Here is a 12,552-nt window from a genome sequence, read left to right on the forward strand (position 1 = left end):
ACTCTCCTCCCATTTCGAAACAGGGACCAAGCATCGCGCGACTTGAACGAAACTGCTTTGCGTTTTACGAAGACGATATGATCAAAAGCGAAAAATCCGTCTTTCGCGCCGAACGCGAGGCCCTCAAGGTGACGTTCCTGGTGTTTTCCGGGTCCTCGATCATGTGCGTTGCCTCGGCTGTCGATCCGCTGCGCGCGGCGAACCGCATCTCCGGCGAGATACTCTTCGATTTCAAGCTGGTGTCGGTCACCGGCGAAGCGCCGGTCACCACATGCGGCCTGCCGGTGGCGGTCAGCGGCCGTTTCGACGCGACCGAAACTACCGATGTTCTCGTCGTCGTCGCCGGCTTCGGCACCCAGAATTACGCGACATCGGCCTTGCTTTCGGGATTGCGGCGCGCGGCGCGCGCGGCCCGTGCCTGCGGCGGCGTCGAGGCCGGCACATGGCTGGTGGCCCGCGCCGGCCTGCTCGAAGGCCGCAGCGCCACCACCCATTGGGAAGACATGGAGGATTTTTCCTCGGCCTTCCCCGGCGTTGACGTGCGCCCGGACCGCTATGTCATCGACGGCCCTGTCTTTACCTCGGGCGGCGCCTCGCCGACCTTCGACCTGATGCTGCATCTCATTCGCACGCGCCTCGGCATGGCGGTGGCGCTCGATGTCGCCAGCGTCTTCATCTACGATCAGGCCCGCGCCGCCACCGATGCCCAGCCGCTCGTCTCGCTCGGGCGGCTCGATGGCTACGACCCGCGCCTGGCGCAGGCCATCCGGCTGATGGAATCGCATGTCGACCGGCCGCTGACCATAGAGGCGGTGGCCAAGCGCGCCGGGGTGACGGCGCGGACGCTGGAAAGCATCTTCCGCAAGTCGATCGGCGAGACGCCGGGTGCCTACTATCTCAGGCTGCGCCTGGGGGCCGCGCGTCGGCTCGTGGTCGACACGCGGATCGCCATGGCCGATATTGCCGGGCGGACGGGTTTCTCGTCTGCCGCGGCCTTTTCCAGAGCGTTTTCAAGAGCTTTTGGCGAGGCCCCTGTCAGGCTTCGCCGCGGTTGATTCGGGAATCAGGCAGCGTTCTGGCGGTCGCCGCCGCCATCGATCTGCGAGCGCATCTGCCGCGCGAGATGGGTCTCGAAGCGGCTGGCCACGGCGCGGTCCCATTCGTTGGAGCGGCGCGCGCCGTCCCGGGGATGCGGCATTGCCATCAGCCGGTCGATGATCGAGCCGGCTCCTTCAGGTGAGAGCAGGGCGTCGATTTCACGTTCGTTCTGCATCGGTTCGCCTCCTTCATTCCTCTCCCGCCACGAGCCCTGTTTATACGAGATACGTGACGGCAGTTTGAAGGCAAGAGCGAGGTCATTGAGAGGCGGCAAGGGGCAAAACCTTGTCGTCCAATTGGCCTTCCGGCGAACGTGGTTCCCGGGTGCCTGATCGCGAATCAGGGGAGAGGTTTCACGAACAGCACGGTGGTGAAGCCGCTGTCCCATTCATCGTCGGGGTAACGGTCTTTCTCGACATAGCCGAGCGCTCTGTAGACGTCCTGGGCCCGCTCGTTGAACGTATCGGTCTCCAGCCGCGCTTGGGCAAAGCCGGCGGCGCGAATCGCCTGTTCGGCCTGCGACAAGAGCCTGCGGCCGACGCCCTGGCCCTGATGCCTGGCCCTGATATGCACGGCCTCGATGAAGTCGTCGCGCCAGTGGATCAGCCCGGCGATGTCGCCATCGATCTCGGCAACCGTGAAGTGCGGCCAGCTCTCCTCGACATAGCGTCCGCCAATGTCGGCTTCGACATAGCGCCGCGCCGATGTCTGGGTGATGTGCGGCAGCCAGGTGCCTTCGAACGTCTCCTGCAGCACCTGCTTCAGGGTCCCGACATCGCCCTGCCGCGCCGCGCGCACCGTGATCTGGCCGTCTGCCATTGTCGTCTCCGCTCACCTGGCGGAGACGACTAGCAAAAGACGATCACGGCGGCTTTCGGCCACACCGGGCAGATGTCGGTCCAGTTCGGGGCAATTCCAGGACGTCAGACGTAGCGGTTGACGATGTTTTCCAAGAGTTCCTGGCGGCCGGAACGCGGCTGCGGTTCGATCTTCTTCTTCACCACGCGCTCGGCGATCTCCTCCAGCGTGCGCTTGCCCGAAAGCATCGCCTTGGCCTCGGCGCCGTTCCAGCCTGCATAGCGCTCGGCCAGCGGACCCGACAGCGCTTTGTCCTCGACCATCTTCGCGGCTGCCTTGAGGCCACGCGCGCAGGAATCCATGCCGCCGATATGGCCGATCAGCAGATCCTGCGGATCGAGCGACTGACGGCGCAGCTTGGCGTCGAAATTGGTGCCGCCGGTCTTGAAGCCGCCGGCCTGCAGCACTTGGTAGAAGGCCAGCGCCATCTCCGGCACGTTGTTGGGGAACTGGTCGGTGTCCCAGCCCGACTGGTAGTCGTTGCGGTTCATGTCGATCGAGCCGAAAATCCCCAGCGCATTGGCCAGCGCAAGCTCATGTTCGAAGGAATGGCCGGCCAGGATGGCGTGGCCCTGCTCGATGTTGACCTTGACCTCCTTCTCCAGGCCGAAGCGCTTGAGGAAGCCGTAGACGGTGGCGACATCGTAGTCGTACTGGTGCTTTGTCGGCTCCTGCGGCTTCGGCTCGATCAGGATCGTGCCCTTGAAGCCTATCTTGTGCTTGTAGTCGACGACCAGGTTGAGGAAACGGCCGGCCTGTTCCTGTTCGCGGGCAAGGTCGGTGTTGAGCAGCGTCTCATAGCCTTCGCGGCCGCCCCAAAGCACATAGTTCTCGCCCTTCAGCCGCTTGGTGACGTCGATGCAGCTCTTCACCGTCGCCGCCGCGTAGGCGAAGACATCCGGATCTGGATTGGTCGCCGCGCCCGCCATGAAGCGGCGGTGCGAGAACAGGTTCGCCGTGCCCCAGAGCAGCTTGACGCCGGTCTGCTTCATCTTGGAGGCGAAATAGTCCGCGATCTCGTCGAGGCGGGCGGCGCTCTCGGAGAAATCCTTGCCTTCCGGCCGCACATCGGCGTCGTGGAAGCAGAAATAGGGCGCGCCGAGCAGCGAGAACATCTCGAAGGCGACGTCGGCCTTCAGTTTCGCCAGTTCCATCGTGTCGACGCCGCCGGCCTTGGGAAACCACGGGCGGTCGAAGGTCTGGCCGCCGAACGGATCGCCGCCCGGCCAGGCGAAGGAATGCCAGTAGGCGACGGCGAAGCGCAGATGGTCTTCCAGCCGCTTGCCGGCCACCACCTCGTCGGGATTGTAGAAACGATAGGCCAGCGGATTGGTCGAATCCGGTCCTTCATACTTGATCTTCTGGATGTCGCCGAAAAAGCCGCTGCTCATGGTTTTCTTCCTCTCCAAGATAGTTTTGCCCGATTACCTCGGGCGTAATTGGTTTCACGACGGCGCTGGCCGAAAACGGTCCTGTCAAAACAGTCGAACGAAGGAGACAGACCATGACCGACCTCAACACGATCGCCCAGAACTACATCGCCGCCTGGAACGAAAGCGATGCGGACCGCCGCAAGGCGCTGCTCGAAGCGGCCTTCACGAGCGATGTCAGCTATCGCGACCCGATCATGCAGGGCGACGGCCATGACGGCATCGCGGCCCTTGTGGATGGCGTCCAGCAGCGCTTTGCCGGCTTCCGTTTCTCGCTGAAGGGCACGCCGGACGGGTTTGGCGACAAGATCCGCTTCTCGTGGAATCTGGGACCCGAGGGTGTGCCCTCCGTCATTGAAGGCACCGACATCGGTGTCATCGAGAACGGCCGCCTGAAGAGCGTTACGGGGTTTCTCGACAAGATTCCGGCGCAGTGAGGCTAATTTCGTAGGGGCGGTGCGAGGCCCCCCTCTCCGGCCTGCCGGCCATCTCCCCCTCAAGGGGGGAGATTGATTGTCACGCAGGCCTTCGCCAACAACCAACGCCGAAAGAAAGAGGCCGCCGCCAAAGCTGCCAATCTCCCCCCTTGAGGGGGAGATGCCCGGCAGGGCAGAGAGGGGGGCCTCGCACTGACTCACGCTGTTACAGCCCTGATCGCCGGGTACAGCGCCCGGTAGCGCTGATAAGCATCGGCATACGCCCCGCCAAGCCCAGCATCCGGTTCAATCGTGGCATCCGTCCGCGGCGCGGTGCACACAGCCAGCGGATCAGCCCCTGTCGCCGCGATCAGGCCGAGCCTCGCCGCGCCGAACGCGGCACCGAAATCGCCATCGGCGGGAATGTCGACCGGCACCTGCAGCGCGGTGGCGATCGCCTTCAGCCAGTAGCGCGAGCGCGAGCCGCCGCCGATTGCCGTCACCCGCGTCAGGCTGGTGCCGGCCGTCTTCAAGGCCTCCAGGCTGTCGCGGAAGGCGAAGGCGACGCCTTCGAGCACGGCCTGCGTCAGCACGGCGCGGCCGGATTCATGCGCCAGGCCGGTGAAGGAACCGCGAATGGCCGAATCATTGTGCGGCGTGCGCTCGCCAGAGAGATAAGGCAGGAAGGACACGCCGGTCGGTGCTTTCAGCGTATCGCCGAGCTCCGACGTCAGCTCGCCCGCGCCTTTGCCCGTGATCTCCGACAGCCAGTTCAGCGAATCCGTGGCCGACAGGATGACGCCCATCTGATGCCAGGTGTCGGGCAAAGCATGGCAGAAAGTGTGCACCGCGCTCGCCGGGTTGGGCAGATAGGAAGCGTTGGCGGCAAACAGCACGCCCGACGTGCCGAGCGAGACAAAGGCGTGGCCGGCGCCGACCGTGCCCATGCCGCAGGCCGAAGCCGCGTTGTCGCCGGCGCCGCCGGCAACCGGGATGCCGGCTGCGATGCCCCATTTCGACGCCAGCTCGGCGCGCAGGCCGCCGGCTTTCGCGGTGCCCTCGACCAGCGACGGCATGTGGCTTTCGTCAAGCGATGTCGCCGCCAGCAGGTCCGCCGACCAGCGCCGCTTGCCGACATCGAGCCAGGACGTGCCGGCTGAATCAGACATTTCCGAAATATGCTCGCCGGTCAGCCAAAGCCGCAGGAAATCCTTGGGCAAAAGAACTTTCGCCACCTTGGCGAACACAGCGGGCTCATTGTTCTTCACCCAGGCGAGCTTCGGCGCGGTGAAGCCAGGGAAGACGATGTTGCCGGTGAGCGCGCGGAAGCGCGGATCGGCGTCGAGCGCGGCCGCCTCGACATGGCTGCGCGTATCGTTCCACAGGATGCAGGGGCGCAGCACATGATCGGCCGCGTCGAGCAAGGTCGCGCCGTGCATCTGGCCGGAGAGGCCGATGCCTTTGACCGCCGCGAACTGTGCCGGTTGAGAGGCTTTCAATTCGGCAATCGCGTCCTCGCAGGCGCGGATCCAATGCGCCGGGTCCTGCTCGGACCAGCCGGGATGCGGGCGCGAGACGTCGAGCGAGCCATGGCCGGAGCCGACGATGCTCTGCTTGGCATCGATCAGCAGCGCCTTGACGCCTGACGTGCCCAGGTCGAGGCCGAGATACATGGTTTCCTCCCACGTCGCTATTTTTTTCGGATCTCGAAAAAATCTGGCTGAGCCAGTCTTTAAGGCAAGAACCGCTCCGGGTCAATTCTCTGACAAATCGCCCGCCCGCCGCGAAAACAGCGCCGATAGGGGACTGTCGGGGCGTGCCGTCGCGCGCTCCGCCACAAGGGCCCTGGCAAGCGCGCCATCACCGGCGCGCAGTGCGGCCTCGATCAGCGTGAGATCGATGACGTCGCGCTGTGCATGGCTGCCGCCAAAACGGTGGGCGATCGTCCGGATCGGCCGGATCAGCCGGATGGTTTCGGCGTAATTGCCCTCGCCGAACGCCTTGATGGCGAGCGTCAGCGGATGGCCGACATCCCTGGTGAAGGCGACATTGTCGTCATCGCCGCGCATGGCCCGGCCCTGTGCCTCGAGGAGATCGCCGGCCGGGGCGCCGAGCCCCGCGCCGACAAAGGCCATCATCGCATGCGCGTCGTTGAAAGCGTAGCTGCCGGCACCCGCCTTGGGCACCCAATTGGCGGCCAGGGCTGCCCAGCGGTCGCCGGCATCGATGCCGCCGAGATGCAGCCGCCACAGGATCGCAGAGGCATCGACCATGTTGAGCGCCAGCGTCGACCCGGTGCCGTAGATAGGCCCGTCATAGAGCGCCAGCACTTCGTCGGTCTCGCCGAGATCATAGTGGAACAGCGCCAGGTGCCACCAATTGTGGACCTGGAGGAAACTTTCCCTCGTCCACGCCTCCGGATCGGCACGCATCCAAGCAATGCCGTCCCTTTGCCGGCTTTGCATTTCCATGACATGCGCGACCGCGTGCTGCGCCCAGCCGTCGCGCGGTTCGATCTCGACCGCTTGACGACCCAGCCTCTCGGCCTGTGCATACTCTCCCATCTCCTCGAGCCCGAAGGCATGCATGCCGAGCATGGCGTGATACCCCGGCATGTCAGCCTGCCATGACGGTAGCGCAAGGGCGATGCGGTCGCGCAGCATGCGGGCATTGCCGGTGAAGAAATCGACCTGGTGCCCGACCTGGAGCGCCACGGCGTCGAGCGGAAAGTCGACTGCTATGTCTTGCAGGATGGCGGAGGCCCGATGCCAGCGCCCGTTGGCGAGATGGCCAAGCGCCGCGACATGGGCTCGTTCGCGCGCCGTGGCGGCAAGCGGCAGCGCCGCCGCATGGCAGGTCCTGGCCACGGCCGTCGCTTCCGGTTCGGTGGCAAGGCCGAAAAGATAACCCTTGAAGACATGCGCCATGACAAACCCGGGATCCTGTGCGATGGCGCGATCGACGGAGCCGACAGGATCGCCGATGAAGCACTGCAGCTCACGCACCGCCTGGCTGTAGGGCGCGAACCCCGCTTCCGTGGCACCGGAAAATGCCAAGCCGAATTCGTCCCTGACAGCCATGCGAGTGTCCTTGTCGAGCCCCGATGGGCGTGATGCCCCTCGGTCCAACATGATCTTAAAGCATGGACCACGGTCGCGCCATTTCGCGGGCTGCGGCGTGTCATTTCAGCTATTTTTGTAGTTCATCAACCATGAGGGACAGATTAGGCTTTGTAAAACCTGACGAATTGTGGCTTCATTGCGGCGCGGGTAAGGGGCTTGAAATCGCGATCTGAGAGGGGACGCGATGCGGCACTTGAAAATACAGCTTCCGGACAGCGGTTCGGAGCACAATGATCGAGCTGTTTCTTTGCTACGGCGAAGGCGTTGGCGGATCGATCCGAGGTTTATTAGCTTACTTGCAACTACAGCGCTGATGTTGCTGCCTGGCTCTGCGGCATTCGCGGCATGCGTGCTGGTTCCGTCTCCGGGAAATGACACCTTCACTTGCGATAGTGGCGATTCGGGCGGCGGCCTCACCGATACCAGCGGCGACAACACGCTGACCTTTCCCGCTGGTGGCACCGGCCAGGTAAGCGGCAATGTCACCTTCGGCGCCGGCACGGATCGCATCGACATGCAGTCCGGCACCGTCGCCGGCAATGTCCAGCAGGGCGCCGGCATCGACGACTTCAACATGAGTGGCGGCCAGATCGGGTCGCTGAACCAGGGCGACGGGCTCGACACTTTCACCATGACGGGCGGGCGCATCGTCGATTTCTTCGACGATGGCGATCGTGCCGTGATGACTGGCGGCCGCATCGGCCGCGTCAACATGAAGCTCGACAAGAACTATTTCAACATGTCGGCTGGCACCATCGACCGCAACCTCGTCACCGGCTTCGACCAGGACACCATCATTCTCTCGGGCGGCACGATCGGCGGCAATATCAGCGTCAGCGGCGGCAACGACAGCGTCACGATCACGGGCGGTACGGTCGGTGGCGACGTGCTGCTGAGCTTCGGCGCGGACAATTTCGTCTGGGATGGCGGTGGCATCATTTATGGTTCGGTCGATCTCGGCGCCGACAACGATACAGTCAGGCTCAGCAACCTCACCAAGGCCAATCTCGGCGGAGCCGATGCGCTGAACGGCGGCCTCGGCACCGATGCGCTCACCTTCGACAACGTCAAGCTGGACGGCGTCGCCAGGGTCCAGAACTGGGAAACCATCGACGCCACCAATGACACCCAGCTGATCCTGGATGGCAATCTGGTGCTGGGCGACAGCGGCACGGGCACCGGAAAGCTCAGTGTCGACCAGGCAAGCACGCTCTATGGTGGCGGCTTCAGCAGTTCCATCCAGGCCTTTACGGCGGGGCAACTGGCCGAAGTGGTCAATGCCGGCCGCATCGACCTGACCAATGGCGGCACCGGCGCCACCGACCGCCTGACCATTTCAGGCAATTATGTCGGCATGGGCGGGTTGTTGCTGCTGCAGACCGAACTCGGCGACGACAGTTCCGCTTCCGACCGGCTGGTGCTGTCGGGCGGCACGGCCTCGGGCTCGACCGGCATTGCCGTGGTCAATGTCGGCGGCGCCGGGGCGCAGACCACGGCCGACGGCATCATGCTTGTCCAGGCGGTCAACGGCGCCACGTCGAGCGCCGGCGCCTTTGCCCTCGATGCGCCGGTCGCTGCCGGCGCCTTCGAATATTACCTCTTCAAGGGCGGCGTCAGCGCTGGCAGCGAGGAGAACTGGTATCTACGCTCGACGCTGAACACACCGGCGACGCCGGCCGCGGGGCCGCCGGCGCTCGAACCGGCGCCACAGCCCGAGCCGGAGGCGCCGCAGACCGAAGCGCCGCCGCCGCCGTCCGAATTGCCGCCGGTGCCGGTGCCGACCGATGGCGACATCAACAACCCGCCGGTCGATTCGACACCGCCGGTGCAGGCGGGCGATCCGGAGCCCGAGGCACCGCCGCCGCCACCGCCGGCGCCGCCGGCGGATCCGCCACCGCCGCCGCCGGTTGTCCCCACCGCCGTGCCGGACCTGCCGACGCCGGCCCCCGGCGAGACGATCCTGCTCTACCGCATCGAGGTGCCCACCTATTCGGCCCTGCCGCCGGTGGCCGGGCATCTGGCGATGACGACGCTCGGCACCTTCCACGAGCGGCGCGGCGAACAGAGCCTGTTGTCGAACGCCGAGCTGTCGCCGGTCTGGGGCCGCATATACGGCCAGGACGCCAAGATGGGCTGGTCGGGGACGGTGTCGCCATCCTTCGACGGCACCTTGTTCGGCCTGCAGGCCGGCTTCGACGTCCTCGGCCGTGAAACCGCCTCGGGCGGGATCGATCGCGCCGGCCTGTTCGTCGCCTATGCCAGCATGAAAGGTGACGTGCGTGGCCAGGCGCTGGGGCGGAATGACCTGTCCGTCGGCCGCCTCGATGTCAGCGGCACCAGCGTCGGCGGTTACTGGACCCGTATCGGTCAAAGCGGCTGGTACCTCGACGGCGTCCTCATGGCCACCTTCTTCGGCGGCGACGCGACGTCGTCGCGCGATGTCGGCATCGACATCGGCGGAACAGGCGTCACCGCCTCGCTGGAAAGCGGCTATCCCATAGCGCTGGCGCAGGGCTGGACGCTCGAACCGCAGGCGCAACTGATCTGGCAGCAACTGTCGCTCGACGATGCCAGGGACCGTTTCTCGTCTGTTTCCTTCGACAGCGACGGCAGCGTCACCGGCCGGCTGGGCGCGCGGCTGCAGGGCGAGGCCTCCGTCAACGGCATGGCGCTGCAGCCCTACCTCAAGGCCAATATCTGGCATGATTTCGGCGGCACCGATCATGTCGGCTTCGACACCACCGACATCTCGACCGAGGGCAGGTCAACCTCGTTCGAATTCGGCGGCGGCATCGTCGCGCAGGTGACGGACAAGGTCAGCCTCTTCGCCACCGCCGATTACACCACCAACCTCGGCGGCGACAAACGCCGCATCCTCGAGGGCAATCTGGGCCTTAGCGTCAAATGGTGAAGCAAGGCTGGATCGACAGATCCAGTCCGCGCTCGCCTAATGCATGTCGCCCGGAAGTGTCCTCGGTTCCGGGACAACGACATGCATAAAATCAGAAGCTTACAGTAGGTCGGGCGAACCCTGTTCGCCACGACATGCTGTAGAGCCGTTCAGCGTTTGGTAGAATCGCAGACCCGCTCTAACTCTTTGTTTTTACGCAATTCCCAAGGGGACGCGCGACACGCTTCTCCCGGGAAAACCGCTACGCACTTTGCTGGAATTGCTCTAACGCCAGAGGCACACCCGGACGTCCTTGCCGACATAACATGCGCCTTCGCGCCGAAGCTCTCCCCAGTCGTCGGAATCGCCATGGGTGTCGCGAATGTCGCCGTTGGCATAGCCGTTCCAGACATCGCCGTCCTTGTAGACGACCGCCCAGTAGTCCCTGGACATTTCACCGGCCCCGCTATGCGTATCCGGATAGTCGATCCCGGCAAAAACCTGCCGGGGTCCCTGGATGTTGAAATCGCCGCCCTGCTCGATCTGATAGGAGCATTTTCCGGATATCCGGGTCTGTCCGCCGACGACAAGCAGGCAGCGGCCCCATTTGTAGCCGGCCGGCAGACGGTGCCGTGGTTGCGCATGCGAAGGCGAACAGGAAACTGCAATGGCTAGCGCCGCTATCATGGTTCGTTCGATCATCATGTCATCCGTCCTGTAACAGCCGATCCAGAGAGAAACCGGGCGGCGCCGGCAGATCCGTCGATCAATTGCCCGAACGCATCGCCACCGTGGCGATGCCTGCGCCGACCAGCAGCGTGCCGCCGGTGCGGTTGAAGATGCGGATCGCCTTGGGATTGCGCACGACATTGCGGGCACGCGCCGCGATCAGCGCATAACCGAAGGCGTTGGCGAAGGCGAGCACCAGGAACGTCGTCTCGAAGATCAGCATCTGGGTCCAGAAATTGGCATGCCGGTCCAGGAACTGCGGCAGGAAGGCGACGAAGAAGGTGATGCTCTTCGGATTGAGCGCCGTGACCAGCCAGGCATGCGCCATCATCTTGGCGGACGACACGGCGTCGGTGCGCGGTTCGGCTTTCAGCGTGCCGCCGGCGCGGAACAGCTTCACGCCGAGATAGATCAGATAGCCGGCGCCGATCAGCTTCAGGATGGTGAAGACGGTCGCGGAGGCGGCCAGCAGTGCGCCGATGCCCAGCATCGACAAGGTCATGGCGGTGAAGTCGCCGAGCGCCACGCCGACGGCCATCGGCAGGGCGGTTCGCCAGCCCTGGCCCAGTGCGTAGGACACGACGAGAAGAATGGTCGGCCCCGGGATGATGAGAAGGATGGTCGACGCGGCAGCGAAGGCGGCCCAGTTTTCGAAGGACATGTCTGTCTCCCTTGGGTTAAGGAAAAGGATAAATCCCGAGCCCAGGGAGAATGTAAAGAGAAATCGCGGGCGCCGAGCGCCACGCATTTTGCCCGAATTGCCGCTTGCCCGAATTGCAGGCCGTCAGTTTCGCCAGCGGCCGATCGGCGTCAGTTCGCGCCGCTCAGCGTGCTCACGATATCGGCCAGGCTGACATTGGCACCGAGAACCATGGCGGCCGCGGCAATGGCGGCGGCAAGAAGCTTGATGTCGGTTTTTAACGTCTTGCACATGGAGGCCCCTCGCTGATCGCCGGCAGAGGTAGGAAACGCCGGTGCCGGGATTGTGACCCGACGGAGGTGATTTTGTGCAGGCGCACGGAGGCGGTGATCGCCGCGGGCGTGGAACGTCACGCCGGCGAGGCGCAAACGCAGGCAGCGCAAGGCATTCACGCTTTATCAACCATGAATGATGAAAATGCCCGACATCCGGCCGGACCGTGCTTCCCGCCGACAGCGTAGGGTTGGGTATATGCGTGACTTGCCGCAAGGTCCGACGCCGCCACGAAACGGCGACGCAATCGAAACCGATCTCCTTCTTTCCCGCCGCGCCGTCCTGTCGGGAGCGGGCGCCTTGGCGCTGCTCGGCGTCGCCGGCTGCTCGACCTCAGGCGATGGCGGCATGCCGGCGCTCGAACTGGACAACACGGTCACCGGTTCGGTGCCGCATATCCGGCCCCAGATCAGCGTCGACAAGAACATCACCAGCCCCGATGTCATGTATGCCGCGCTGACCGACAACGGCTTCAACGTGCCCGAAGTGCCCTATCTCAAGGTCAAGCCGGAATTCCGCCGCCAGATCGTCGTCGACACCACCGGCGAGGCGCCCGGCACCATCGTCGTGCACCTGAAGGAGCGCATGCTCTATCTCGTCCAGCCGGGCGGCGACGCCATCCGCTACGGTGTCGGCATCGGCAAGGACGGTTTCCGCTGGTCCGGCCGCGCCAACATCCAGTACGGAAGGGAATGGCCGACCTGGACGCCGCCGCCCGAAATGATCCAGCGCAAGCCGGAACTGGTGAAGTGGCAGGGCGGCCAGCCCGGCGGCCTCACCAATCCGCTCGGCGCCCGGGCGCTCTACATCTACCAGGACGGCAAGGACACCGGCTACCGCATCCATGGCTCGCCCGAATGGTGGAGCATCGGCCAGGCGATGTCGTCGGGCTGCGTGCGCCTGATCAACCAGGATATTATCGACCTCTACAGCCGGGTATCGAAGAAAAACCCGGTCGTCGTCATGTGATCGTCCATCTCCCTGACACTCCCCGTTGCGCGATGTCGCAAGACAGGCCAAGGTGCCTGAAATCACA

Annotated in this window: 12 protein-coding genes; 4 read left to right on the forward strand and 8 right to left on the reverse strand. The window is 64.6% G+C overall.

The features are described from left to right. The first annotated feature begins 77 nt into the window (after positions 1-77). Positions 78-1,055 carry a GlxA family transcriptional regulator gene (locus FJ967_RS06295; RefSeq protein ID WP_140730854.1) on the forward strand — a complete coding sequence of 326 codons (978 nt, stop codon included), beginning with the start codon at positions 78-80 and terminating at the stop codon, positions 1,053-1,055. 8 nt (positions 1,056-1,063) lie between these two features. Here FJ967_RS06295 and FJ967_RS06300 read toward each other — a convergent pair whose 3' ends face one another. From FJ967_RS06300 to xylA, 3 genes are all read right to left on the reverse strand, one after another. Further along, entirely contained in the window at positions 1,064-1,273 is a 210-nt protein-coding gene (locus FJ967_RS06300) for a hypothetical protein (protein ID WP_140730855.1), read from the reverse strand. Between the two features lie 164 nt (positions 1,274-1,437). Beyond that, on the reverse strand, positions 1,438-1,917 hold the full coding sequence (locus FJ967_RS06305; protein WP_140730856.1) for a GNAT family N-acetyltransferase: 480 nt from the start codon (positions 1,915-1,917) through the stop codon (positions 1,438-1,440). Positions 1,918-2,021: 104 nt separating this feature from the next. Beyond that, a complete protein-coding gene (xylA, locus tag FJ967_RS06310; protein ID WP_140730857.1) occupies positions 2,022-3,347 on the reverse strand; it encodes a xylose isomerase in 1,326 nt (441 codons plus the stop codon). A gap of 113 nt (positions 3,348-3,460) precedes the next feature. Between xylA and FJ967_RS06315 the strand changes: the two genes are divergently transcribed. Further along, a complete protein-coding gene (locus FJ967_RS06315) occupies positions 3,461-3,823 on the forward strand; it encodes a nuclear transport factor 2 family protein (protein WP_140730858.1) in 363 nt (120 codons plus the stop codon). Positions 3,824-4,020: 197 nt separating this feature from the next. Here the strand turns inward: FJ967_RS06315 and xylB are convergent, their stop codons facing one another. Both xylB and FJ967_RS06325 read right to left on the reverse strand, forming a co-directional pair. Next, on the reverse strand, positions 4,021-5,475 hold the full coding sequence (gene xylB, locus FJ967_RS06320; protein ID WP_140730859.1) for a xylulokinase: 1,455 nt from the start codon (positions 5,473-5,475) through the stop codon (positions 4,021-4,023). Positions 5,476-5,556: 81 nt separating this feature from the next. After that, positions 5,557-6,882 (reverse strand): tetratricopeptide repeat protein, encoded by a 1,326-nt coding sequence (locus FJ967_RS06325; RefSeq protein WP_140730860.1) that lies wholly within the window; start codon positions 6,880-6,882, stop codon positions 5,557-5,559. Between the two features lie 226 nt (positions 6,883-7,108). On the opposite strand from FJ967_RS06325, the gene FJ967_RS06330 reads away from it, so the two are divergent. Further along, complete coding sequence (locus tag FJ967_RS06330; protein WP_140730861.1) at positions 7,109-9,835, forward strand: autotransporter outer membrane beta-barrel domain-containing protein; 2,727 nt, start codon at positions 7,109-7,111, stop codon at positions 9,833-9,835. A gap of 264 nt (positions 9,836-10,099) precedes the next feature. On the opposite strand, the gene FJ967_RS06335 is transcribed toward FJ967_RS06330, so the two are convergent. The 3 genes from FJ967_RS06335 to FJ967_RS33920 all read right to left on the reverse strand — a co-directional run bounded on the left by FJ967_RS06335 (position 10,100) and on the right by FJ967_RS33920 (position 11,476). Continuing rightward, the gene (locus FJ967_RS06335) at positions 10,100-10,519 is read right to left on the reverse strand and encodes a hypothetical protein (RefSeq protein ID WP_140730862.1); all 420 of its coding nucleotides are present in this window, start codon (positions 10,517-10,519) and stop codon (positions 10,100-10,102) included. Between the two features lie 61 nt (positions 10,520-10,580). Next, on the reverse strand, positions 10,581-11,204 hold the full coding sequence (locus FJ967_RS06340; RefSeq protein WP_140730863.1) for a LysE family translocator: 624 nt from the start codon (positions 11,202-11,204) through the stop codon (positions 10,581-10,583). A gap of 149 nt (positions 11,205-11,353) precedes the next feature. Next, positions 11,354-11,476, reverse strand: a complete 123-nt coding sequence (locus FJ967_RS33920; RefSeq protein WP_140730864.1) for a hypothetical protein — start codon at positions 11,474-11,476, stop codon at positions 11,354-11,356. Positions 11,477-11,714: 238 nt separating this feature from the next. On the opposite strand from FJ967_RS33920, the gene FJ967_RS06350 reads away from it, so the two are divergent. Further along, the gene (locus FJ967_RS06350) at positions 11,715-12,485 is read left to right on the forward strand and encodes a L,D-transpeptidase (RefSeq protein WP_140730865.1); all 771 of its coding nucleotides are present in this window, start codon (positions 11,715-11,717) and stop codon (positions 12,483-12,485) included. Positions 12,486-12,552: the final 67 nt, after the last annotated feature.

The sequence above is a fragment of the Mesorhizobium sp. B2-3-4 genome (assembly GCF_006442315.1).
GTDB lineage: Bacteria > Pseudomonadota > Alphaproteobacteria > Rhizobiales > Rhizobiaceae > Mesorhizobium.